This window comes from Mesorhizobium subarcticum (assembly GCF_055456085.1).
In genome coordinates, this window is the sequence record NZ_CM144237.1 from 3,184,438 (window position 1) to 3,207,714 (window position 23,277).

Genomic DNA, 23,277 nt, shown 5'->3' on the forward strand with positions numbered 1-23,277 from the left:
CCTCAATTCAGCGGCGAACCACCCTCGCGTTTCCGTCGCTCCATATAATCACGTAGCGCCTCGTCGATGCCGGGATCGATCGGCGGTTGCTCGTATTCGGCGACCATACGCTTCCACACGACGTTGGCGCGTTCACGCGCGGTGACCTGGCCGCGTTCCATCCAGGTGTCGTAATTGTCCCAGTTGGACACCATCGGCGAATAGAAGGCGCGCTCGTACCGTTGCATCGTGTGCGCGGCGCCGAAGAAATGCCCGGCCGGGCCGACCTCGCGCACCGCTTCCAGAGCCAGTGTGTCAATGTCGACCACCGGCGGGTCGAAATAGGCCGACATCATCTGCAGCATCTCGGCATCGATGACCAGTTTTTCGAACGATGCGGTAAGCCCGCCGCCGAGCCAGCCGGCGGCATGCAGCACCAGATTGGCGCCGCCCATCAGGCAGCCCCACAGCGACATGGCGCTCTCATAGGCGGCCTGCGCGTCGACCGAATTGGCGGCGGTGACATTGCTGGAGCGGAACGGCACGCCGATCAGCCGGCAGAGCTGTCCGGTGATCTGCGCGGCCTGCGTGTATTCGGGCGTGCCGAAGGCTGGCGCGCCGGTCTTCATGTCGACATTGGAGGTGAAGCCGCCATACATCACAGGCACGCCGGGACGTACGATCTGGGTCAGCACGATGCCGGCCAGCGCCTCGGCGTGCTGCTGCGACAGCGCACCGGCAAGCGTCACCGGGCTCATCGCGCCGGCCAGCGTGAACGGCGTGATGACATTGACCTGGCCGTGCTCGGCCAGCGTGATCAACCCCTCCGCCATCGGCTCGTCGAGCTGCAGCGGCGAATTGGTGTTGATGATGCCGGTGAAGACGGGCATTTCCCGCGCAAGGTTCTCGCGCGTTGTGCCCAGCGAAATCGCCACCATTTCCAGCGCGTCGGTGGCACGACCCCGGCCAAGGGTTTGCGGCTGCCAATTCTTGTCGAGCAAGGTGATCTCGGCGTAGTAGAGGTCGAGATGGCGGGTGTTCTGGTGCAGGTCGAGCGGCTCGAACGGTCCGCCGCCTTCCTGATGCAGCACATTGAACGACTGGATGAGTTTCAAATAGTCGCACATCTCGGCATAGGTGCCGGGGCGGCGTCCCTTATCATTGTCCATGACATAGGCCGGACCGCCGACCGAGGACAGGATGCAATTCCGCCCGCCGACCTTGACGTTCTTTGCCGGATTGCGGGCGCGCAATTCGAACGATGACGGCGCCGTGGCAACGCGCTCCATCACCATGGACCGGTCGAAGCGCACGCGCATCTCGCCTTCGTCGACATCGCAGCCGGCGGCGCGATAGAACTGACGCGCTTGCGGCTGCAGCACGCGCATGCCGATCTCTTCGAGGATGGTGAGCCCCATTTCGTGGATCGTCTGCACCTGGTCGGCCGACAGGATCTCGATCGGCGCATAGGGGCGTGTCAGCTGCTTCCAAGGCCGCTGCTCGATGCCGCCGATCTCGCGTTGCGGACGGCCGGGTCTGCGACGTGCGGCGGTGCGTTCCATGCGTCCTCCTATTCGGCTGCTGTGCGCATATCGAAATCGGCCACCGCATCGACGATCGGCGTGTCGCGGCGGTAGGGCTTTACGCGGATTTCTGCGCCGATCTCTTGCGCCAGCTTGTGGCCGCTGTGCACGGCATGGGCGATCGCGCCCGGCGCCAGCGTGTCGCCGATGCGATCGACGCTGCGGATGCCGGCAGCGGTGAGCGCCTCCGCGCGTTCCGTCAGCGTCTCGAACAGTTCGTTGCGCGGCAACCGCAGCCCAACGATCAGCACCGAGTGGCAGGCGACGTGGGTTTGCTCGCCGGTGGACAGATGCGCCAGCGTCGCGGTCTCGCCGTCGAAGGATTTCAAGAGATGCAGCGTCGTTACCGGCACCTTGCGCCGCGCCAGCGCGCGATGCACCAGCGGCAGCTCGTTGGTCATGATCGTCCAGGCCGACGCCTGGCCTGCCGGGGTCACGTAGCTGACCGGAATACCCTGTGCCGCCAGATGCTCGGTCAGCACGCCGCCAATGTAGTAGTTGTCGAAATCGAAGACCAAGGTCGGCCCTTGCGGGAGGCGGCCAGCGGCGATGTCGTCAGGCGTGAACACTTCCGCGTGGTCGAGCCTGCCGACCGGAATCTCCATTGAGGAATAGAGCATGTTGGTCCAGCGCGCGCCGGTGGCCAGCACCACGCGATCCGGCGCCAGATCGATGATCTCGTCCACGCCCAACGCACTTTCGGGATAGAGCGAGACATTGCTCATCTCGCCGAGGCGGCCGAGGCGGTAGTCGACGACGCGGTTCCAGGCCGACAGGCCGGGCAGCGTCTTCTCGAAGGTCAGCCGCCCGCCAAAGCTGCGGCTTTTGTCGGCGAGCATCACTTCATGGCCGCGACGGCCAAGCGTCAGTGCGCATTCGAGCCCGGCCGGTCCGCCGCCGACGATCAGGATGCGCTCCGGCCTGTCGGTACGGTCGGTGCGCTCGGGATGCCAGCCACGCCGCCATTCCTCGCCAGCGGTCGGGTTCTGCGTGCAGCGCACCGGCACGCCGTCATGCCAGCTCGAAATGCAGATGTTGCAGCCGATGCATTCGCGGATCTCGGCCTCGCGGCCTTCGCGGATCTTGGCCGGCAGGAAGGGATCGGCGATCGAGGGCCGGGCGCCGCCGATGAAGTCGAGCACGCCGCGTTTGATCTGAGACACCATCGTGTCGGGGGAGGTGAAGCGGCCGACGCCAACCACCGGTTTTTTGGTCAGAGATTTGACGAAATCGATCACCGGCTCATGGCTGCCTTCGCCAGTGAAGCGCGACGCCGAACAGTCGGTCGGGCTGGAATCCATCTTGACGTCGAACAGGTCGGGCAGGTCGGCCAGCAGCTCGACCAGTTCGTGCGCCTCGGACGGTTGATTGCGGCCGGGACGGCCGCGCAGTTCCTCGAGGCTGACCCGCAAAGCGACGCCGCAATCCTTGCCGACGGCATCCTTGGTGACCTCGATCATCTCGCGCACGAAGCGCACGCGGTTCTCGATCGACCCGCCATATTCGTCCGAGCGGTGATTGTATTCGGGCAGCAGGAATTCGTAGCCGAGATAGCCCATGCCGGCATAGACGTAGACCACGTCGAAGCCGGCCGTGCGCGCCTTGCGCGCCGCTTCGGCCTGGCATCTCAGCACCTCGCGGATGTCGGCCTTGTCCATCGTCTTGGGCCGCAAATTGCCCATGAAGCCGACATGGGTGGCCATCCATGGAATTCCCGACGGCGACAGTGGCGGCAGCCGGCTGGTCCGGTTCATGACGGACGCGCCGCCATGCCACAGTTCCACGCCGGCCAGCGAACCATGGCGGTGCACGGCCTCCGTCATCAGCGCGTGCGCACGGATGTCGTTGTCGTCCCACAGCGTGGCGAAAGGCAGCGGCGCGTCGTCCGAGCTCGGGTCGATCGAACAGGCGCCGGTGCAGATCACGCCCCAGCCGCCCTCGGCCTTGGCTTCGCGAAAGGCGGCGCGCACACGCGGCAGCGCGTTGGTCATGCCGCTTGCATGCGGCACCTGATAGAAGCGGTTCGGCGCGGTGACCGGCCCGATCCGCATCGGCTCGAACAGGATTTCATAGCGGGGATTGCAGGTCATCAGGGCTTCGCGAATACGCTTGTTGAACGATCGTACAACAAGCATATTCGCTGATATTGCAGAACGCAATGGCCCATAGTACCGGGGCAGGCGGAGGCCCCGAAAAAGCAATGAACTTGCGAGGGATACTGGAGCCGTTGCGCGTCGCCTGTCACGCGATCAGGTCGGGACCGATCTGGCTGAACGCGGGCGTGCCGGCGAGCTTCAGGCCGTTGGCGATGTCTTCCAGCAGGATGTCGAGCACCCTGTTAACGCCGGCTTCTCCGGCCGTGGCGCCGAACAGCGCGGCCCGGCCGATTGCCGCGGCGGAGGCACCAAGCGCCCCGGCCTTGATGATGTCCATGCCGGTGCGGATGCCGGAATCGATGAGGATCGGAATTTTGGCACCCAGCGCATGGCGGATAGAGGGCAGGGCGTCGATGCTCGAAATGGCGCCGTCGAGCTGGCGACCGCCATGGTTAGACACCCAGATGCCGTCGGCGCCGGCGGCCACCAGGCTTGCCGCATCCGTCGGATGCAGGACGCCCTTGACCACAAGCCGGCCCTTCCACCAGTCGCGGATCCGGCGGAAATCGTCCCAGTCGAAACCGGCATGGAGATTGGAGCCGACACGCGCGGCGATGGTCAGTCCGGCGCTGGTGTCGCCGAGATAGCCACGGACATTCGCGAAACGCGGCAGCCCGCGACGCAGCAGCCGCAGCGACCAGCCGGGATGAGCCAGGCCTTCGAGGAGATGCCGGGGCGAGGGGCGCAACGGGATCGAAATACCGTTCCTGAGGTCCTTCTCGCGTTTTCCCCCAGCCTGCAGGTCGACGGTCACCACCAGCGTCGAATAGCCGGTTTCCTCGGCCCGCCGCACAAGCTGGCGGTTGAAGTCGAAATCCTTGAGCACATAGAGCTGGAACCAGAGCGGTCCCTCGACAGCCTTGGCCATGCGCTCGATGCTCGTCGTGGCCATGGTGGAGAGCGTGTAGGGTATGCCGCGTGCGCTCGCCGCCTTGGCGATGGCGATGTCTGCCCCGGGCCTGACCAGCGCGCAGGAGCCCATCGGGCTGATCACCAGCGGTGTGGGCAGGGTCTGCGACCACAACGACGTGGAGAGGTCCGGCCGGGAGACGTCGGTGAGCACGCGCGGTATGAGCCGGATCCGCTCGAAGTCAGCGCGGTTGGCGGCGAGCGTCAGTTCCTGTCCTGACCCGCCATCGACAAATTCGAAGATCGATTTCGGCAGCCGGCGGCGCGCAAGCCTGCGAAAATCCTCGACCGAAACGAGGCGATCAAGCGCTGCCACCTCAGGCGTCTCCCGCCGGTCTGGTCATGGCCGCTTCATGCCGGGACCATGGCGAGCCCGTCGCAGACGGCATGGGTGATCGCACGGGTCGACGCGCTGCCTTTCAGGTCGGCGCTGAGCAGGCCGCCGGCAAGGCAGCCTTCCGTGACGCGGCGGATGCGATCGGCGGCCTGGTTGAGCCTGCCATCGCCATGCTTGTGGCCGAGCCAGTCGAGCATCGAGGCCGCCGACAGGATGGTGCCGTAGGGATTGGCAATGCCCTTGCCGGCAATGTCGGGCGCCGAGCCGTGCGCGGCCTGGAAGAAGCCGTTCTTCTCGCCGATCTCGGCCGACGGCGCCATGCCCATGCCGCCGACCGTCGCCGCGGCGAGGTCGGACAGGATATCGCCGAACATGTTCTCGCTGACGATGACATTGAAGTGGCCGGGCTTCAGCACGAGGTGCATCGCCATGGCGTCGACCAGCGCGTGTTCGGTGGCGATGTCGGGATAGTCCTTCGCCACCTCGTCGAAGACGGAGCGGAAGAAGGCATAGCTGCGCAGTACGTTCGCCTTGTCGCAGCAGGTGACGCGGCGCACGCCGTCACGAGGGGCGCCGCTGGACTGGCGCGCCAATTCAAACGCTTTGCGCACTATGCGCACGATGCCGGAGCGGGTCTGCACCAGCGTATCGACCGCGACCTCGCCGCGCAGCAGCGCACCCGAGCCGCGTGCGGCGTAAAGCCCCTCGCTGTTTTCGCGCAGGATGATGTAGTCGATGTCGCCAGCCTTCACGCCGCTCAACGGGCTCTGCACGCCCTCGAAGAGCCTGATCGGGCGGATGTTGGCGTAGAGGTCGAGCTCGAAGCGCAGTCTCAGCGTGAAGTCCAAGCCGGCTTCGGTACCGTCCGGGTGCACCACGCCCGGCAGGCCGCCGGCGCCATGCAGGATCGCGTCCGCGGCCCGGCAGGCCTGGAAGGTGGGTTCTGGAAAGCTCTGGCCGGTTTTCAGGAAGTGCTCGGCGCCGGCCGGATATTCGGTGAAGCGCAGCGGGCTCTCAGCCCCGAGCGCGGCCTTCACCACCTCGACCGTGGCGGCGCAGACTTCCGGGCCGATGCCGTCGCCATGCACCACTGCGATTTCATAGATATCCTTCATCGCCGGACCCTCAGAAACAGACGCTCAGATGCACTTGCCGCCATCGACGTTGAGGTCGACGCCGGTGATCATGCTGGCCTCGTCGGAGCACAGGAACGCGGCGGCGTTGCCCATGTCCTGAGGCGTCGACAGCCGGCCAATGGGGATGGTGGCGACGACGCGGGCGCGGTTCTCCTCGCCGGAGCCGATGAAGGTGGACAGAAGCGGGGTGTCGCCGGCGACCGGGTTGATGGCGTTGACGCGGATGCCGAAGGGCGCGAGTTCCACGGCCATGGCCCGGGTGGCGGCAATCACCCAGCCCTTGGAGGCGTTGTACCAGGTGAGGTTCGGGCGCGGCGAGACGCCGCCGGTGGAGGCGACATTGAGGATCGCGCCCGATTTGATCGACTTGAAATGCGGAACGACCGCGCGGGCGCCGTTGTAGATCGAGCGCATGTTGACGTTGGCGATGCGGTCGAACAGCTCGTCGTCCATCGTCTCCAGAGGCAGGGGCGGCTGCGCGACGCCGGCATTGTTGACCAGTATGTCGAGACCGCCAAAGGCCGAGCGGGCCAGTTCGGCCGCTGCCTCGAAGCTGTCGAGTTTCGAGACGTCACCAGTGATCGGCCGCACGCTTTTGCCGACCTCGCCAGCAACCCTGGCAGCCGCCGCTTCGTCGCGGTCCATCAGCACGACCAGTGCGCCCTCGGTGACGAATTTCCTGACGATGCCTTCGCCAAATCCCGAACCGCCACCGGTGACGATGGCGACCTTGCCAGCAAGTCTCATATCTGTTCCTCCGTTGCCGGCACCATCGGGGAAGTCGCTTTGATTGCACAGTCCGATTATCTGAACGCCCTTTTAGCTTTCCTTGTTTGAGGTCGCCGGCAGCGGGAGTAAGAGTTGCCCCGGAATTCGTGAGGAGGACGCCATGACGCTGAATTTCGACCCGAGGGCGAAGGCAACGACGCTCTACCATGGCGAATTCCGGCCGATGTTCATCGGCGGCAAATGGGTTGCGGCGCAGTCCGGTGCAGTGATGCAGGCGCTCAACCCGGCGACGGGTGAGGTGCTGGCCAGCGTGCCACGAAGCTCGGCCGTTGACGTCGACGCGGCAGTGGCGGCCGCGCGCGCGGCCTTCGAAGGTCCATGGTCCAAATTCTCGCCCTATGAGCGGCAGTGCGTGCTGTTGCGCATCGCCGATCTGTTCGAGACGCATTGGGAAGAGCTCAGCGTTTCTGACACGCTCGACATGGGCCTGCCGATCACCCGCACGCTGGCCAACCGGCGCCGCGTCATCGGCATGTTGCGCTTCTATGCCGGCATGGCGACCGCGCTGCATGGCGAATCCATAGACAATTCCATCCCCGGCGAGATCGTCTCCTTCACAAGGCGCGAGCCGGTCGGCGTCGTCGGCGCGATCATTCCCTGGAACGCGCCGACCGCCGCGTCGATCTGGAAGATCGCGCCGGCGCTCGCCACCGGCTGCACCATCGTGCTGAAGCCTTCGGAGGATGCCTCGCTGACGCCGCTTCTGATCGCGCGGCTGATGCAGGAAGCCGGCGTTCCCGACGGCGTCGTCAACATCGTTACCGGCACGGGCGCCGAGGCCGGCGCGCGGCTCGCCGAACATCCCGACGTCAACAAGATCGTCTTCACCGGCTCGACGCTGACCGGGCAGGCTATCGCGCGGGCTGGGGTGACCAACCTTAAGCGCGTCTCGCTGGAGCTTGGCGGCAAGTCGCCTGTCATCGTCTGCCGTGATGCCGATATCGACAAGGCGGTTCCCGTTGCGGCGATGGCTGTCTTCGTGCATTCGGGGCAGATCTGCATCGCCGGTTCGCGGCTGTTCGTGGCGCGCGAAATCCATGACGAGTTCGTGCGCCGGGTCGCCGATTACGCCGGCAAGTTGCGCATCGGCCATGGCATCGAGGCGGAGACGGAGATCGGGCCGCTGATCAATGCCAGGCAGGCCGGCAAGGTGGAGGGCTACATCAAGGCCGGCAGCGACGAGGGCGCGGAACTGGTCACCGGCGGATCGCGGCTGACAGGCGCGCTCTATGATGGCGGCAACTTCATCGCGCCCACGGTATTCGGCCAGGTGTCGGACAAGATGACCATCGCGCGCGAGGAGATTTTCGGGCCGGTGATTTCGGCGATGCCATTCGACACGCTGGATGAAGCCGTCACGCGCGCCAATGCGACGCCCTATGGGCTGGCCGCCGGCATCTTCACCACCCATCTCGGCACCGCGCACAAGCTGGCGCGGCGCATCAAGGCCGGCTCGGTCTGGGTCAACATGTACCACGCCATCGACCCCGCCGTGCCGTTCGGCGGCATGAAGATGTCCGGGTATGGCCGCGAAGGCGGCATCGAGCATCTGCATGAGTATATGGAGACGAAGTCAGTCTGGATCCAAACCGACTAGGCTGTGCCGATATTCAGGTGAGGCCGGCCTGCGAATGGTGGGTACGCAAATGCCCCTGACTTCGTCATCCTAGGGCGGAGCAAGGAGCGAAGCGACGCGGCGCAGACCCTAGGATCCATTCCGTGACGGTTGTCGAAGAATGCTGCGGTCCAGGATAGAAGGCGCTCGCTTTGACAGCTAACGTCCATCCATGACCGGTTATGTCTACATGACCTCCAGTAAGAAGCGCGGCACGATCTATATCGGCGTTACCAATGATCTTGGCCGCCGCATGCCCGATCACAAGTCAGGGCAAGGGTCGCAGTTCACCAGTCGATACGGCGTGCAGCGGCTTGTCTGGTATGAAGAATATTTCGATATCACCGACGCTATTCAGCGAGAGAAATCGTTGAAGCGCTGCCTAAGGCAGTGGAAGATTGAGCTCATCGAGAAAGCGAATCCTGATTGGTTTGAGCTTTTCCGTGAACCGGGTGGTGAGCGTTCTGCGCCGTTGCAACGCCTTGAGGTCGCGGAATGGATCCTAGGGTCTGCGCGCGTCGCTTCGCTCCTTGCTTCGCCCTAGGATGACGACGTAGGGGATGCTTCCTGACCTCAATCAATGCGCCAGTTCGCGCAGGTTGGTGCGGATCAGGTTCATCAGCTGTTCGGAGAAGCTATGATGCACGTAGCCGCGCGCGGTGATGATGCCGACGGAGCGGTGAGCGTCTCGGTGGTCGATGGGCACGACGCGCATACGCTCGTCGTTGCGCGAGATGGCGATGCGGGGCACGACGCAGACGCCGAGCCCGGAGGAGGCGAGCGCCACGGCGGTCTGTGCGCTTTCGACTTCGTATTGCGGCTTGAGCTCGATGCCTTCCGCCGCCGTCAGCCGGTCGACAAGGCCGCGCACCGCCGTCTTGCGGTTGAGCAGGATCAGGGGATAGCGCAGCAGGTCGGAGAGCAGCAGCTTCTTTTCGCCGCCGTATATTTCCGTCGGGATACAGGCCATCAGCGGATCGTCGAGGATGGACTCGAACTGGAAGTCGCTCAGGTTGGGCAGTTCGGGGCCGATGTAGAACTCGACCTCCTGCTGCTGCAGCAGGCCGAGCGCCGCCTGCGGCGGCGTCTCGATGACCTCGACGATCGAGCGGGGATAGCGCAGCTTGAAGGTCGTCAGTATGTCGCCCAGCCGGCTCGCGGCCAGCGTCGGGGCGCAGGCGATCTGGACCTTGCCCTTGCGCCGCGCCGCGATCTCGGTCAGCCGGTCGAGGCTGCCCTGCACCTGCGACATCGCATTGGCGATCTCCTCGAACAGGATCTGGCCTTCCGGTGTCAGGCTGGCGCGCTGCGCGGTGCGTATGAAGAGCGAGATGCCGATCTGCTCCTCGAGGTCGCGGATCTGCATCGAGACCGCCGATGGCGAGCGGTTGCTCTCTTCGGCAGCACGACGGAAGCTGCCGTTTTCAGCGGCAAGCAGGAACGTCTGCAGAAGTTTGAGGTTGATGCTGGACATGTCCGCTCGGGCAGGTGATCTGACCTCCTGACCTATTCAGACGCGGAAGTGATTGCAAGGCAATAGGCCTGGCCAGCCATTGGTCCTGGCTTAGATCGGTTCGATGATTGGTATAATCATCAAACCGGTCTAACTCTTTGTTTTCGCGCAATTCCGGACGGAAAGCCGCTTCGCACTTTTCCTGGAATTGCTTTTGCCAGCAAACACTTCTTCTCTTGGAGACGTTCAGTGGACCGCGGCGAACATGACGCGTTCCTCGGTCGCGTCTGACAGCATCATCTCCTCCACCACGCGGCCGCGCTTGACGACCAGGATGCGGTCCGAAACGGCAAGGATTTCAGGCAGGTAGGACGAGATGACGACGACGGCCATGCCCTGGTCGGCGAGGTCGCTGATAAGCTGATGGATCTCGACGATGGCGCCGACATCGACGCCGCGCGTCGGCTCGTCGAAAATCACCAGCTTCGGCTTCTGGATCAGCGACTTGGCGATCACGACCTTTTGCTGGTTGCCGCCTGAGAGTTCGATCATCCGCGCGCGGTCGCTGGTCTGCCGCAGGCTCAGGCGCTCGCCCCATTCGCGGGCCAGCTGCCTGGCGCGGCTCAACGACACCATGGAGATCGGATTGGCGCCCTCCGTCAGTTCGCCCATTTGCAGGTTCTCGCCGGCCGTCATGGTCTCGAAGAAACCGTCGAGCTTGCGGTCCTCGGTGACATAGACAATGCCGTCGCGCACCGCCGGTCGCGGCACGCGGTAGCGCACCGATTTGCCGAGCAGGCGGATTTCGCCGCCATGGAAGATGTTGCGCTTCAACAGGCCGGCAACGACCTTGGCCATTTCGGTGCGGCCAGCGCCGACGAGACCGAACATGCCGGTGACCTGACCCGAGAAGACCGAGAAGGACGAGTTGCGCACCAGGCCGGCGCAGGACAGGTTCTCGACCGACAGCACCTTGTCGCCATAGGGCCGCGCCGTGCGCTTGACCTCGCCATGCAGCGTTTCCGTCAATGTGCGGCCGACCATGGCCTGCACGATGGTGGCGCGGGTGAATCCCTTGGCGTCTCCCGAAGCGACGATCTCGCCGTCGCGCATGACGGTGATGCGGTCGGCCACCGCCAGCGCCTCTTCCAGCGCGTGGCTGATGAAGATGATGGCGATGCCTTCCTTGACCAGGCGATGCAGCAGGTTGAAGAAGTGGCTCTTCTCCTCAGGCGTCAGCGTGGCGGTCGGCTCGTCGAAGATGATGACGCGGGCCTTGTGGTGGACGGCGCGCGCGATCTCCACCATCTGCTTGTGCGCCGCGCCCAGCGTGCTGACCTGTGCGGTCGGGTCGACCTGAAACCCCATGCCGGCGAGGAATTGCCGGGCCTGGATGTAGAGGCCGCGCAGCCGGTTGAACATCTTCTCTTCGCCGAGATAGAGGTTCTGCGCTACCGTCATGGCCGGCACCAGATTGGTTTCCTGGAACACCATGGCGATGCCGGCGCGCAGCGCTTCCGCGGGTGCCGCGAAGGACACGTCCTTGCCGTCGAAGCTCATCTTGCCTTCGGTCAGCTTGAACACGCCCGCCATGACCTTGGTCAAAGTGGATTTGCCGGCGCCGTTTTCGCCAAGCAGCGCGTGGATCTCGCCCTTGCGCAAGTCGAAATCGACGTTCTTGAAGGCCGGAATGCGCGAGAAGGCCTTGGTCGCATCCTTAAGTTCGATGATGTTGTCCGACATCGCTTAACCCCGCTTGCCGCTGGCCGCGCCGGGCACGCGCACGATCCTGGCGCCGCCGCGCGAGGCGACCAGCAGATCGTCGCCCGTCTCGCAGACGCTGACCGTGCCGTGCACCGTGCCGTCGGCGCGCGAATGGAAACTCGACAGCGGTTTCATGTTCTGGTCGCAATGCACCACCAGCCCATAGGATCGGGTGACCGCGTAGGGCTTCAGCACATTCATCTGTTTCAACTGGCTGCCTTGCATCGGCTCGCGGTAGTCGCGCCATGAGCTCAGCGACGGCGCCATCCAGAACTGTTCGGGGACCTCCGCCAGCATGCGCTTGCGATAGGTCTCCTCGCGCAGGATGAACTCGATCAGCTGGTTGCGGACGGAATAGAAGGTCAGCCAGTAGCCGGCATTGAAGGCGGGCGCGATGCGGGCGGGATAGGCCGGCAGATGTTCCAGCACCGGCGCCGTTGCCCTGGTGGCTAGGTCGATCGCCAGCACGCGGTGGCGCCAGGCTTCGGTGACGTAGATGCGGTTGGAGCCGGTGGTGGCGATGCCAGCCGGCCAGGCGAGGCCGTCGCGGATCAACTCCAGCCGGCCGCTCTTGAGGTCGAGACGCCAGAGCGAACCGGAAGCGTTCTTCTGCATCAGGTCGCGGCGCCAGCCGCCTGCCGGCAGCGAGGCCGAGCCATTGGCGATCAGCAAGCTGTTGCTGTCGAGGAAAGTGAGGGCGGTGATGCAAGAGAGCCGCAAGGCCTCGTCGCCCGCCGCTTCGCGCCCGTCATGCAGGCCACCCCGGATGACGACGCCCTTGCCGTCGATCGCCAGCGCGGTCATGCCGCGCGCATGCGCCAGTGCCGTGATCTCGCCGGGAAACTCCTGCAGCACCTCGGCCCGGCCCTCGGCGCCGAAACGCACCAGCGCGGCGGCGTTGCTCGCAAGCACGCCCTTGTCGGTGCGCACGAGATTGTCGGCGTCGGCGAGGCTGGCAAAAGTCTCAGCCTCCTCAAGGCCCTGGTTGGGCAGCAGGGGGCCGTCGAGCGTCGGCACCGTCACCGCCCAGTCGCCACGGCCGAGAAAGCGGTCGAAAAACCGACTCACGGCGCTCATGCCTTTTTGCCCCAGTAGGAGTTCGAGCTGAACCAGTCGGGGTCGACGCCCTTCAGCGGCAAGGTGCCCATGCGGTTGTTGAAGATGCCGCAGAGATAGAGCACGCCCTTGTGCTCGCGCATCGAGGTGATCATCGGATGCTTCTCGCCGGCCCGATCCCACAGGCTTTCCAGGATCTGGCCGTTCTCGTCGAAGCGCAGCACGCAGCCGGTGTTGAGGTTGGGCATCAGCCAGGCATCTTCCGAGACGCGCCGCGCCATGCGGCGGCGGAAGCCCGGCATTTCCAGAGAGAGATCCAGCGCCGGCGTGCGCATGCCCATCAGGGCGAGCCAATAGGTGCCATCCGAGGCGCGGTTGATGTTGTCGGGGTAGCCGGGCAAGCCTTCGATGACGCGCTCGACCTTGCCCTTCTTCGGCCCGTCGAAATAGTAGCGGCTGATGCGGCAGGCCCAGCTTTCGGCGAACAGCACGGACTGGCCGTCGAAGGCCGTGCAGATGCCATTGGGGAAGACCAGGTTCGATAGCAGCGTGCGCGTCGAACCGGACTTGGGGTCGTGGACGATGATGCGGCCGTTGCCACGGCTCTCCAGCGCGTCGGCATACCAGTCATGCATCTCGAAACGCACGGTGGCTTCCGAGAAAACAATGCGGCCATCGGGAAGGATGTCGCAATCGTCGGCGAGCTTCATCGTCGAGTCGTCGACGACCGAGGTCAGCGAGCGGTTGGTCTCGGCGGTCAGCAGCTTCACCGCGCCGTCCGGCGCCACGCGGTAGAGGCCCATGCCGGCGACACAGATAACCAGGTTGTCGTCGCGGTCGAAGGCCATGCCGAGCGGCGAGCCGCCAATATGGGCGAACACTTCACTCTGCGTATAATGCGGCGGCTGGAAGCGCAGTATGTCGCCCTGGCGGGTGCCGGTGTAGAGGCGGTCCTGGCGGTCGAAGATCACATCCTCCGCGCCGTCGAGGACACCGAGGCCGATGACGCCGACATCCTTCAACCGGTCGTTCACGGCGATCGGCGTGCCCGGCGCGGTCGAGATCGGCTCGCGCATCTTGGCGAAGGTCGGCGAGATGTAGACGCTGCGCAGGATCTTGTGACGGTTCTTCACCCAGCGCACGTCGAGCAGCACCGAGAACAGCAGTACGAGACCGAGGATCAGGGAGTTGACCGGGCCGGATACGGACAGAGCCAGCAGGCTGTTCGACAGGATGAGCACGAAGATCGTGCCCATCAGCGCCTTGCCGACCGAGCCGCGGCCGCCGCCAAGCGAGATGCCGCCGAGCACGGTCGCGGTCAGCACCTGCAGTTCGAGGCCGGTGCCGATGTCGGAAGCAGCACTGCCAATGCGGGCGGAGAAGAAGAAGCCGGAAAGCGCCACCAGCACCGAGCACAGCACATAGGCGCTGAACAGGGTGAAGCGCACATTGATGCCGGCATTGTAGGCGGAGCGACGCGCGCCGCCGACCGCGAACAGCCGCCAGCCATAGCGGGCGCGCGACAGGACAAGGTGGATCACCAGCGCAATGACGGCGAAGACGATGAAGGAGGTCGGCACGCCCCAGACCGTGCCGAAGCCGAGGAAATCATAGGTCGGCGAATTTGGCCCGCTGGTGACGATCGGCGTCGAGACCTGCGGGAAGATGACGTCGAAGGTCGAGCGGTAGATGATGAGCGTGACCAGCGTGGTCAGGAAGGCCCGCATGCGCAGGAAGCCGACGAGGAAGCCGTTGATGGCGCCGCAGACAACGCCCAGGCCGAGGCAGGCCAGCAGGCCGGTGCCGAAACTCCATTGCCCGACATTCATGCCGTAGAGCGTCACCAGCACGGCCAGCGCGAAGGTCGAACCGACGGAGAGGTCGATGCCGCCCGAGACCATGACGATGGTCATGCCGAGCACGACGAGACCCAGTTCGGCGGTCTGGCCGCTGAGATTGGTCAGCGTCGCCACGCTCCAGAAGCCCGGCACGATCGAGCCGAAGATCGCGCACAAAATAACCAGCGCCGTGAAGGGGATGACGCTGTCGATCCACTTCTTGGTCAGGATTTCCCCGACCACGTGGTCGGGGAGCAAGCGGTAGCGCCAGCGTACAAGGCTTTCGGCCATGCTCATCAAGACAGTCCGTTACTTGAGCTCGTCCAGCTTCCAGCAGTTCCTGCCGGTGGCATTGGTCTTGTCGACGCGGGTGATCGGGCCGAAGAAGATGGTCTTCTCGCTGCCCGCCTGCCGCTCGGGATGCTGCAGCAATTCGGAAATCTGCTGCGCGGCGATCTCGGCCTGGATGGGCGAGTTGAAGTTGAAGATCACATCGAGCAGGCCGTTCTTGATGCTTTCGCAGCCGGTGGCGCTGCCCGCGCCATTGGTGACGATGGTGACCTGGTCCTGCTTGCCGGCGGCCGCGACGGCGGCACCCGCGCCGACTTCGGCGTTGTCCCAGATGCCCATGATGCCGCACAGGTCCGGATGCTGCTGCAGCACCGTCTCGGTGATCTGGCGGGCCTTCTCGCTCATATAGTCGGCCGGCTGGTCGGAGACGAGCTGCAGTTCCGGATTGGCTTTCAGCACCTCATCGATGCCGGTGCGCATGTAGATGTTGGCGGCGCCCGTCTGGACGCCGGCAAGCCAGACCACCTTGTGCGAGACGGCGTTCGGCCCTGTGCAGTGCTTGGCCAGTTCGCCCATTTCGAGACGGCCCATCTCGATCCAGTCGTTGCCGACATAGGAGTTGGTCTGCGTTGCCGACTGCATGTTGACCTGCAGCACCTTGATGCCGGCGGCCTGCGCCTGCTTCAGCAATCGGGCGTAGGTCTGGACATCGGGGTTCTGGACGATGATCAGATCCGGCTTCTCGGCAATGGCGCCCTGCATGGCGCGAATGCCGGCATTGGTGTCGCCGTTGGGGTCACGCACATCGAGGCTGAAGCCGTAGCGGGCAGCGTGACGCTGCCACACCACCACCCATGACTGGTTGAGGTCCATGCCCTGCGAGATCGGCACGAAGATCACCTTCTTGCCCTTGAGCGATTCGAGATAGGGCGCGCGGCCGACCTGGTCGGTTTCCTGCGCGGTGGTGATGTTGGCGGCGCTGAGCAGCGTGAGCGCCGTCAGGCCCGCGAACAGGCAGTTCTTGAACAACTTCATGGTTTCCTCCCTGATTGATGTTTCGGGTTGATGTTTTTAGATGTCGCCGCTCTGCGAGGTCTGCTCGTCGCGCGGATTGATGATGGCGTCGATCGCCAGCGCACCCAGCAGGATCACGCTCTTGATCAGGTTCTGGCTGGTGTAGCTGAAGTTCAGGATCGTCATGCCGTTGGTCAGGATGCCGACCAGGATGGTGCCGACGATGACGTTGCGCACGCCGCCCTGGCCCCCGGAGAGGCCGATGCCGCCGAGAACCACGACCAGCAGCACGTCGTAGATCAGGCTGGAATTGTAGAGGCGCGTGTCGATGCCGGTGACCAGCCCCAGCATGATGATGCCGGCGGTGAAGGCGATGAGCGCGCTCAGCACATATTGCGTCACGATGATCGGGCGCGTCGGCAGGCCGGTGGTGCGGGCCGCGTTCGGGTTGTCGCCGGTGGCATAGACCAGCCGGCCAAAGCGGGTCTTGCGCAGGAAGAAGCCCATCAGCGCCGCCACCGCGCCGAAGATGACGACGGACATCGGGATGCCGACGATGGTGCCGCTGCCGACGAATTTCAGCCAGGCGATGTTTGACGGGGCATAGAGCACGTCGGAAGCAAAGACGATGCGCCCCGACCCGTAGACCGAGGAGGCGATGGCAAGCGTGGCGAAGATCGGCGGGATTTCGGCCACCGCCACCATGATGCCGGTGAACAGGCCGATGGCAGCGGCAAGCAGGGCGCCGCAGACCACCGCCAGCGTGAAGTCGATGCCCCAGGTGGAAATCCAGATGCTGAAGGCGACGCCGACGACCATCACCGCCACCATGGTGAGATCAATGCCACGGCCGACGACGATGAAGCCCATGCCGACGGCAAGCGTGCCGAGGATCGAGACGTTCTTGAGGATGGCAATGATGTTGCCCTGGGTCAGGAAATTGTTGAGCGTCGCCGAGAAGACGACAAAGAGGATGACCGAGATCGCGACGACGACCAGCTCCTGGGACATTTTTATGCCCATGCGCGCGCCGTCGGATTTGCCCGAACCAGCCAAGTCTCTTCCTCCCTGACTGCCAGCTTCAACCGGCAGCATGCCCGAGCAGCGTTGCCGCCCCGGCGTTTCCTCCACAGCCCTGAGCCGGCTGCCTCCGCAAAGACCATTGCGGCTCAATGCGGCAGGGGCAATTTCGATTTTCTGATGCGCTGTGCAGTTCGATCCGGCGACGGGGCCAGGTGGCCGGCCAATCACGGGGCAGGCAAACCGCAGGCCGGGGAATCGCGTGCGAACCTTTGCCCAACTGGCGATGTTGCCTATATATTCGTATAAGCAGGTGGACTGGCCATGAGGTGTTGCCGATGACGACGAAACGCTTTGCGATCTGCGCCCTGGCTCTCGCCATGGGTTGCGGCGTGTCCAGTTCGGCATTCGCCGGGGCCAAGCACCGCCACCACCACAGGCATCACCATTATCACGAGCACTACACTCAGGCCGGGCCTGAACGCTATGTTCCCGCCGATGACGATCTCATCGGCTTCCTCTTTGGCGGTCCGCGCTATTACGACCAGCAGCTGTTCACCACCGCCGCCGGCCCCTGTGCGTACGATCGGGTGGGACCGGACGCCAACGCATCGAACGCGATCAACGGTCACTATTGCGGGAAGTAGCGGCGAATCGCCTCGTTCGCGGCTCGGCATGCCTGCGCCTGGCTTGGGCTAGCGCATCAGCTTTTCGTAGCGTTTGGTCAGGCGCTCGCGCTTCAGGCGCGACAGCCTGTGCGTCCAGAAAAGCCCGTCGAGTTGGTCGTTCTCATGCTGGTGGCAAACCGCCAGCAGCCCCTCGGCGTCCTCATATTGCTCGATACCATCCAGATCCTGAAAGCGGACGCGGACGCTTGCATGCCGCTCGACGTCTTCCGTGACGCCTGGCATCGAAACGCTGCCTTCGGCATGACGGATCATGTCGGTAGAGGCATGGATGACAGTTGGATTGACGTAAATCCCGGGCTTTGCGGCGGATGGCAGCTGGATCACGACCAGGCGTAGCAAGATGCCGACATGCGGGCCGGTGATGCCGATCCCGGGTGCCGCGTGCATCGTGTCGATGAGATCATCCGCCAGTCGCTGCAATTCGGCGTCGAACAGCGTCACCGGCTCCGCAACGGCGCGCAGGAGATGATTGGGAAACTTGATGATCGGCCGAACCGCCATGGACCTCGTCCTAACTGCCAATCACCTTCGTCGAGTGCCGCAGGCGACGCTTCACGACATTGTCACGGTTTCGTCAAGCTCTGCACGGATCTCCGCATCGTGCTCGCCGCGCGCCGGGCTTTTCGCCGGCGTCCAATCGGTGCGCAGGGAAAAGCGCGGCGCGGCCGCCGCCTGAAGGGTACCGTCCGCCGTCAGCCAGGAGCCGCGCGCGGCCATGTGCGGATGCAGTGCAGCCTCCCATGGATTAAGCACTGGGGCGACGCAAGCGTCCGAGCCCTCGAACAGGCCGGTCCACTCGTCACGGGTTTTTGCGGCAAAGATCGCCGCCAGCCGGCTGCCAAGCTGCGGCCAGAGATTGCGATCGAATTGGTTGGCGAATTGCGGATCGGCGGCAAAGCCAAGCCGGTCGAGGAACTGCGCATAGAATATCGGTTCGACGCACTGGACGCTGACGAAGCCGCCATCAGATGTGCGGTAGACGCGGCACCAATGCGGTCCATCGAGAAGGCTTTGGCCGCGTTCGGCGGTAAGCCCGTCGAGTTGGCCAAGCACCATCAACAGGTTCATCATGTGGGCCGAACCGTCGACGATCGCCGCGTCGACCACGGTGCCTTGGCCGCCGGCTCGCGCATTCATGATCCCGGCCAGCATGCCGATCACCAGATAGAGCGCGCCACCGCCTATGTCGCCAACCAGTGTGGGCGGCGCCATTGGCGGCTCGCCCGGCAAGGAGGCGTACCAGAGCGCGCCCGAGACGCCGATATAGTTCATGTCGTGTCCTGCGGTATGGGCCAGCGGTCCATCCTGGCCCCAGCCGGTCATGCGGCCATAGACGAGGCGTGGGTTGGCTGCGTGGCAGGCATCCGGGCCGAGCCCGAGGCGCTCCATCACGCCAGGCCGGAACCCCTCGATCAGCCCGTCGGCGGTGGCAATCAGGCGCATCAGCAGGGCGACATCCCCGGCATGTTTGAGGTCAAGCGCGATGGAGCGCTTGCCGCGATCGAGCAGCGAGCGTTCGGGCAGGCCTGGCACGGGCGCCTGCTTGCGGTGGACGACGATGATATCGGCGCCAAGATCGGCGAGCAGCATGCCGGCGAAGGGTGCCGGCCCAAGCGCCTCGATCTCGATGATGCGGGTCCCCTTCACCATTCCACCCTCCACGGCGTTCAACCTTTTGGCATGGCGCACTTTTGGTGTGCACGGGGCGACAGTGTGTAACCCCGCTGTTTTGGCATTGAAGCACGTGTCGCTCGCCTATACTTCAGGGCCATGAAAAAAATCGGTTTCCTGTCATTCGGGCATTGGACGCCCTCGTCGCAATCGCAGGTGCGCTCCGCTTCGGACGCGCTGCTGCAGTCCATCGATCTCGCCGTCGCGGCCGAGCAGCTGGGCGCCGATGGCGCCTATTTCCGCGTGCATCACTTTGCCCGCCAGCTCGCCTCGCCATTCCCGCTGCTGGCGGCGGTCGGCGCCAAGACCAGCCGCATCGAGATCGGCACGGCGGTCATCGACATGCGCTACGAAAATCCGCTCTACATGGCCGAGGATGCGGGGGCGGCCGACATCATCGCCGGCGGGCGCCTGCAGCTCGGTATCAGCCGTGGCTCACCCGAGCAGGTGATCGATGGCTGGCGCTATTTCGGCTACCAGCCGCAGGACGGCCAGACCGACGCCGACATGGCGCGGCATCATGCCGAGGTTTTTCTCGACACGCTGCGCGGCGAGGGTTTTGCCCAGCCCAATCCACGGCCGATGTTCCCCAACCCGCCCGGCCTGCTCCGGCTCGAGCCGCATTCGGAGGGGTTGCGCGAGCGCATCTGGTGGGGCGCGGCCACCAACGCCACCTCGGAGTGGGCGGCCAAGCTCGGCATGAATTTGCAGAGCTCGACGCTCAAATTCGACGAAACCGGCAAGCCCTTCCACATCCAGCAGGCCGAGCAGATCCGCATCTATCGCGAAGCCTGGAAGGCCGCCGGCCACAAGCACGAGCCGCGCATCTCGGTTAGCCGCAGCATCTTCGCGCTGGTTGACGATCGCGACCGCGCCTATTTCGGACGCGGCAATGAAAGCCGCGACCAGATCGGCTTCATCGAGGAGAATACAAGGGCGATCTTCGGCCGCAGCTATGCCGCCGAGCCGGACGTGCTGATCAAGGAGCTGGCGCAGGACGAGGCGATTGCCGAAGCCGACACGCTGCTGCTCACCGTGCCCAACCAGCTCGGCGTCGACTATAACGCCCATGTCATCGAGGCGATCCTGAAGCACGTCGCGCCGGGTCTTGGCTGGCGCTGACCGCCGCGCTGTGTAACCATCGATCGCGGCGGGCGATTCAGGAGGTTCACGACATGGCGAAGAAGGCCCTGATTGCCTGGGGCGGCTGGGAAGGCCATACGCCGGAACGCAGCGCCAACATCATCCGCGCGCTGCTTGAGCGCAACGAATTTGATGTCACGCTGGGCGAAGGCACGGCGTTGTTCGCCGATCCGGAATTGTCTTCCTTCGATCTCATCGTGCCTGTCATCACCATGTCGACGATCGAAAAGGCCGAGCTGCAAAACCTGACGCGTGCGGTTCGCGGCGGAAGCGGGCTTGGCGGCTTTCACGGCACGATGGGCGACAGTTTTCGCAATGAGCCCGACTACCAGTTCATGACCGGCGGCCAATGGGTCGCGCATCCCGGCAACATCATCGACTATCGTGTGGTGATCACACAACCGGACGACCCGATCACCAGGGGCATCAGCGACTTCGCCTACCGGTCGGAGCAGTATTACATGCATGTCGACCCGAGCAACGAGGTGCTGGCGACCACCACGTTCACCGACGCGCATTTCCCGGGCATTGGCGGGGTTGTCATGCCTGTGGTGTGGAAACGGCGGTATGGCGCGGGGAGGGTGTTTTACAGTTCGCTTGGGCACACAGCGGATGAATTTGCCGTGCCGGAAATGGCGTTGATTGTCGAGCGCGGGTTGGTGTGGGCGGCGCGGGGGTAGCGGCAACGGTGGCGTCCTACGGCGCCCCCTCTGTCCTGCCGGACATCTCCCCCAGGGGGGCGTGAAGGAACTCGACGGCGGGTGTTGGCTTTACCGCTCCGCTCACCCGATGCCACCGGTTACCACATAGGCGCCGGCGCTGCGTCCATCCTCCAGCCGCACCATCGCTGTCACGATCGAGCCGTAAGAACCGCGCCAGACGCTGTGGGACCGCTGATGCTCGGCGGCGGAAACGAGCGCGCAGCCGCTGAAGCGAGCGCCGCTTCGCTGCATCGCCACTGCCTCTCCGTTGACATGCACCTTGATGCTGGCGATCTCTGTCTCTGCGTTGCCGGGGAGGTCGAGCGTTGTCGCGATCTCATCCTGATCGCCCGAAGCCCGCGCCTCGGCGGCGAGCGTGATTGTCAGCGGAACCGCGTTGCCATCGTCGGCTTGCACGTGCCGCCCCCAAAACACATCATCCACCAGTTCCGGCGTGCGCAGCGGGCTTGTGCGGCGCTGCGTGGCGCGTTCGTAGTCGCCGGCCATGCGCAGCAGGCTTTCATCGTCATAGGCCTTGCCGGCGAAGGTGAGGCCGACCGGCATGCCGATGTCGGCCATGGTGCCCATCGGCACGGTTACGGTCGGGATACCGAAATGGCGCCAGACCAGATTGCCGTTGGCGACCCAGGTGCCGTTGCGCCAGGCAACGTCGGCGGACGCTTCGTTGACGTCGGCGTCGGCCGGGCCGACATCGGCGGCGGCGGGCAGCACGACGGCGTCGATGCCTTGGGCGTCCAGCCAGTCCTCGAAATCGATCCGCCTTGTCGCTTCCAGCCCTTTCAGACCCTCTTCCAGCGTCGGGATATCCCTGAAGGGCGTGACGCCTGACTTGGCGCGCTCGACATACTCCCTGAGGTCGAAGCCGCCTTCATAGCGGTCGGGCAATGTGCCCGGCGGCTGCGGGAAGATTTTCTGGCCATCTACAGAGACGAGATCGGGCAGGTCAGGATCGGCATTGGCGCGCAGGAAATCATCCCAGCCCCAGATGCAGAGATCCCAGAGTTCGCGCTCGGCGAACTCTTTCGGCACCAGACCGCGCTCGACCATGGTGCGCGTACCAGGGCGATCGCGCTCATAGTTGGAGACGATGGGAAAATCGACCTCCACCACCTCCGCGCCAAGCTGTCGGAGATCGGCCGCCGCCTGTTCCCACAGCGCCAGCACCGAGGCGCGGGTTTCGATCGGCCGGTCGTTTTCGGTGTCGCGGCCGATATACATTCTGGGCACGCCGAGCCGTTTGCCTTTCAATGACCCGGCGAGCCCCAGATCGATATAGCGTGGCGGCCGTATCTCGGAGATTTTCGGCAAGGCGACCCAGGGCTGGGCGCGCCAGAAATCGCCTCGCGTCTGCGGATCATCGGCGACGATCACGTCGAGCAGTTCGAGCATGTCGGGCACGCTGCGGGTGTGCGGCACCACGACATCCATGGTCGGCACCAATGGCCAGTTGCCGCGCACGGAAATGACGCCGCGCGATGGCGTGTAGGCGACCAGCGCGTTGTTGGTGGCCGGCGCGCGGCCGGACGACCAGGTTTCTTCGCCGAGCCCGAAGGCGCAGAAGCTGGCTGATGTCGCGGTGCCGGAGCCGTTCGACGAGCCCGACGCGAAGGCGGCGGTCAAGAAGTCGGCATTGTAGGGGCTTTCGGCGCGGCCATAGACGCCGCGCTGCATGCCACCATTGGCCATCGGCGGCATGTTGGTGAGGCCGATCAGCACCGCGCCGCCGGCCCTGAGCCGGGCGATGGTGAAAGCGTCCTCATTGGCGACGAGCTGCTCGAAGGCCGGCGAGCCGGCGGCGACCGTCAGGCCTTTGACCTTGTAGCTGTCCTTGGCGGTGTAGGGGATGCCGTCGAGCGGCCCCAACAGGGTGCCGCTGCGCCGCCGCTGGTCGGAAGCGGCGGCCTCCTCGAACATCGCTGGATTGAGTACGGGAACCGCGTTGAGGCTGATGCCATGCCGATCGAAATGCGCGATGCGGCGGAGATAGGCCGCGACCAGCTCGACGCTGGTGACTGTGCCGTCCTCAAGAGCGCGCCGCAGTTGGTCGATCGTCGCGTCGACGAGATGAAGGCTGGCATCGGTCATCACTGGTCCCAGGCTGTTGTTCGCCTG

At 64.6% G+C, this 23,277-nt stretch carries 18 protein-coding genes and 1 pseudogene; 5 read left to right on the forward strand and 14 right to left on the reverse strand.

The features are described 5' to 3' along the window. Window positions 1–2 precede the first annotated feature (2 nt). The 5 genes from ACZYHG_RS15470 to ACZYHG_RS15490 all read right to left on the reverse strand — a co-directional run bounded on the left by ACZYHG_RS15470 (window position 3) and on the right by ACZYHG_RS15490 (window position 6,847). Window positions 3–1,541, reverse strand: coding sequence for a trimethylamine methyltransferase family protein (locus tag ACZYHG_RS15470; RefSeq protein WP_464614532.1), 1,539 nt, complete (start codon window positions 1,539–1,541; stop codon window positions 3–5). Between the two features lie 8 nt (window positions 1,542–1,549). Continuing rightward, a complete protein-coding gene (locus ACZYHG_RS15475; RefSeq protein WP_464614533.1) occupies window positions 1,550–3,652 on the reverse strand; it encodes an oxidoreductase in 2,103 nt (700 codons plus the stop codon). Between the two features lie 151 nt (window positions 3,653–3,803). After that, window positions 3,804–4,943 (reverse strand): alpha-hydroxy acid oxidase, encoded by a 1,140-nt coding sequence (locus ACZYHG_RS15480; protein WP_464614534.1) that lies wholly within the window; start codon window positions 4,941–4,943, stop codon window positions 3,804–3,806. A gap of 35 nt (window positions 4,944–4,978) precedes the next feature. After that, entirely contained in the window at window positions 4,979–6,079 is a 1,101-nt protein-coding gene (locus ACZYHG_RS15485) for an isocitrate/isopropylmalate dehydrogenase family protein (protein WP_464614535.1), read from the reverse strand. Between the two features lie 24 nt (window positions 6,080–6,103). Beyond that, entirely contained in the window at window positions 6,104–6,847 is a 744-nt protein-coding gene (locus ACZYHG_RS15490) for a glucose 1-dehydrogenase (RefSeq protein WP_464614536.1), read from the reverse strand. A 142-nt stretch (window positions 6,848–6,989) separates the two neighbouring features. Here ACZYHG_RS15490 and ACZYHG_RS15495 point away from each other — a divergent pair, with 142 nt between their 5' ends. Then, window positions 6,990–8,486 carry an aldehyde dehydrogenase family protein gene (locus ACZYHG_RS15495; RefSeq protein WP_464614537.1) on the forward strand — a complete coding sequence of 499 codons (1,497 nt, stop codon included), beginning with the start codon at window positions 6,990–6,992 and terminating at the stop codon, window positions 8,484–8,486. A gap of 190 nt (window positions 8,487–8,676) precedes the next feature. After that, window positions 8,677–8,958: pseudogene (locus tag ACZYHG_RS15500) on the forward strand (GIY-YIG nuclease family protein); the annotation flags it as partial. Between the two features lie 123 nt (window positions 8,959–9,081). Here ACZYHG_RS15500 and ACZYHG_RS15505 read toward each other — a convergent pair. The 6 genes from ACZYHG_RS15505 to ACZYHG_RS15530 form a co-directional block, all read right to left on the reverse strand. Beyond that, window positions 9,082–9,978 carry a LysR family transcriptional regulator gene (locus ACZYHG_RS15505; RefSeq protein ID WP_464614538.1) on the reverse strand — a complete coding sequence of 299 codons (897 nt, stop codon included), beginning with the start codon at window positions 9,976–9,978 and terminating at the stop codon, window positions 9,082–9,084. 225 nt (window positions 9,979–10,203) lie between these two features. Further along, on the reverse strand, window positions 10,204–11,700 hold the full coding sequence (locus tag ACZYHG_RS15510; protein ID WP_464614539.1) for a sugar ABC transporter ATP-binding protein: 1,497 nt from the start codon (window positions 11,698–11,700) through the stop codon (window positions 10,204–10,206). A gap of 3 nt (window positions 11,701–11,703) precedes the next feature. Beyond that, window positions 11,704–12,798 (reverse strand): YncE family protein, encoded by a 1,095-nt coding sequence (locus ACZYHG_RS15515; protein ID WP_464614540.1) that lies wholly within the window; start codon window positions 12,796–12,798, stop codon window positions 11,704–11,706. Then, a complete protein-coding gene (locus tag ACZYHG_RS15520) occupies window positions 12,795–14,912 on the reverse strand; it encodes an ABC transporter permease (protein ID WP_464614541.1) in 2,118 nt (705 codons plus the stop codon). Before ACZYHG_RS15520 ends, ACZYHG_RS15515 begins: the two co-directional genes overlap by 4 nt. A gap of 12 nt (window positions 14,913–14,924) precedes the next feature. After that, window positions 14,925–15,941 (reverse strand): sugar ABC transporter substrate-binding protein, encoded by a 1,017-nt coding sequence (locus ACZYHG_RS15525; protein WP_464614542.1) that lies wholly within the window; start codon window positions 15,939–15,941, stop codon window positions 14,925–14,927. Window positions 15,942–15,977: 36 nt separating this feature from the next. Beyond that, window positions 15,978–16,976, reverse strand: coding sequence for an ABC transporter permease (locus ACZYHG_RS15530; RefSeq protein ID WP_464614543.1), 999 nt, complete (start codon window positions 16,974–16,976; stop codon window positions 15,978–15,980). Window positions 16,977–17,278: 302 nt separating this feature from the next. On the opposite strand from ACZYHG_RS15530, the gene ACZYHG_RS15535 reads away from it, so the two are divergent. Continuing rightward, window positions 17,279–17,587 carry a hypothetical protein gene (locus tag ACZYHG_RS15535; protein ID WP_464614544.1) on the forward strand — a complete coding sequence of 103 codons (309 nt, stop codon included), beginning with the start codon at window positions 17,279–17,281 and terminating at the stop codon, window positions 17,585–17,587. Window positions 17,588–17,635: 48 nt separating this feature from the next. Here ACZYHG_RS15535 and ACZYHG_RS15540 read toward each other — a convergent pair whose 3' ends face one another. After that, window positions 17,636–18,130, reverse strand: coding sequence for a peptide deformylase (locus ACZYHG_RS15540; protein WP_464614545.1), 495 nt, complete (start codon window positions 18,128–18,130; stop codon window positions 17,636–17,638). A gap of 51 nt (window positions 18,131–18,181) precedes the next feature. Next, window positions 18,182–19,279 (reverse strand): CaiB/BaiF CoA transferase family protein, encoded by a 1,098-nt coding sequence (locus tag ACZYHG_RS15545; protein WP_464614546.1) that lies wholly within the window; start codon window positions 19,277–19,279, stop codon window positions 18,182–18,184. A 120-nt stretch (window positions 19,280–19,399) separates the two neighbouring features. Between ACZYHG_RS15545 and ACZYHG_RS15550 the strand changes: the two genes are divergently transcribed. Beyond that, window positions 19,400–20,422, forward strand: coding sequence for an LLM class flavin-dependent oxidoreductase (locus tag ACZYHG_RS15550; RefSeq protein ID WP_464614547.1), 1,023 nt, complete (start codon window positions 19,400–19,402; stop codon window positions 20,420–20,422). Window positions 20,423–20,475: 53 nt separating this feature from the next. After that, the gene (locus ACZYHG_RS15555) at window positions 20,476–21,123 is read left to right on the forward strand and encodes a ThuA domain-containing protein (protein ID WP_464614548.1); all 648 of its coding nucleotides are present in this window, start codon (window positions 20,476–20,478) and stop codon (window positions 21,121–21,123) included. A 102-nt stretch (window positions 21,124–21,225) separates the two neighbouring features. Here ACZYHG_RS15555 and ACZYHG_RS15560 read toward each other — a convergent pair whose 3' ends face one another. Further along, complete coding sequence (locus ACZYHG_RS15560) at window positions 21,226–23,250, reverse strand: amidase (protein ID WP_464614549.1); 2,025 nt, start codon at window positions 23,248–23,250, stop codon at window positions 21,226–21,228. Between the last annotated feature and the right edge of the window lie 27 nt (window positions 23,251–23,277).

What these genes read in the sequence shown, in the direction of transcription:
- ACZYHG_RS15505 (WP_464614538.1), bottom strand. Translation starts at nt 9,978, where the DNA reads ATGTCCAGCATCAACCTCAAACTTCTGCAGACGTTCCTGCTTGCCGCT.
- ACZYHG_RS15510 (WP_464614539.1), bottom strand. Translation starts at nt 11,700, where the DNA reads ATGTCGGACAACATCATCGAACTTAAGGATGCGACCAAGGCCTTCTCG.
- ACZYHG_RS15535 (WP_464614544.1), top strand. Translation starts at nt 17,279, where the DNA reads ATGACGACGAAACGCTTTGCGATCTGCGCCCTGGCTCTCGCCATGGGT.
- ACZYHG_RS15475 (WP_464614533.1), bottom strand. Translation starts at nt 3,652, where the DNA reads ATGACCTGCAATCCCCGCTATGAAATCCTGTTCGAGCCGATGCGGATC.
- ACZYHG_RS15485 (WP_464614535.1), bottom strand. Translation starts at nt 6,079, where the DNA reads ATGAAGGATATCTATGAAATCGCAGTGGTGCATGGCGACGGCATCGGC.
- ACZYHG_RS15525 (WP_464614542.1), bottom strand. Translation starts at nt 15,941, where the DNA reads ATGAAGTTGTTCAAGAACTGCCTGTTCGCGGGCCTGACGGCGCTCACG.
- ACZYHG_RS15560 (WP_464614549.1), bottom strand. Translation starts at nt 23,250, where the DNA reads ATGACCGATGCCAGCCTTCATCTCGTCGACGCGACGATCGACCAACTG.
- ACZYHG_RS15470 (WP_464614532.1), bottom strand. Translation starts at nt 1,541, where the DNA reads ATGGAACGCACCGCCGCACGTCGCAGACCCGGCCGTCCGCAACGCGAG.
- ACZYHG_RS15540 (WP_464614545.1), bottom strand. Translation starts at nt 18,130, where the DNA reads ATGGCGGTTCGGCCGATCATCAAGTTTCCCAATCATCTCCTGCGCGCC.
- ACZYHG_RS15550 (WP_464614547.1), top strand. Translation starts at nt 19,400, where the DNA reads ATGAAAAAAATCGGTTTCCTGTCATTCGGGCATTGGACGCCCTCGTCG.
- ACZYHG_RS15495 (WP_464614537.1), top strand. Translation starts at nt 6,990, where the DNA reads ATGACGCTGAATTTCGACCCGAGGGCGAAGGCAACGACGCTCTACCAT.
- ACZYHG_RS15555 (WP_464614548.1), top strand. Translation starts at nt 20,476, where the DNA reads ATGGCGAAGAAGGCCCTGATTGCCTGGGGCGGCTGGGAAGGCCATACG.
- ACZYHG_RS15515 (WP_464614540.1), bottom strand. Translation starts at nt 12,798, where the DNA reads ATGAGCGCCGTGAGTCGGTTTTTCGACCGCTTTCTCGGCCGTGGCGAC.
- ACZYHG_RS15520 (WP_464614541.1), bottom strand. Translation starts at nt 14,912, where the DNA reads ATGAGCATGGCCGAAAGCCTTGTACGCTGGCGCTACCGCTTGCTCCCC.
- ACZYHG_RS15490 (WP_464614536.1), bottom strand. Translation starts at nt 6,847, where the DNA reads ATGAGACTTGCTGGCAAGGTCGCCATCGTCACCGGTGGCGGTTCGGGA.
- ACZYHG_RS15545 (WP_464614546.1), bottom strand. Translation starts at nt 19,279, where the DNA reads ATGGTGAAGGGGACCCGCATCATCGAGATCGAGGCGCTTGGGCCGGCA.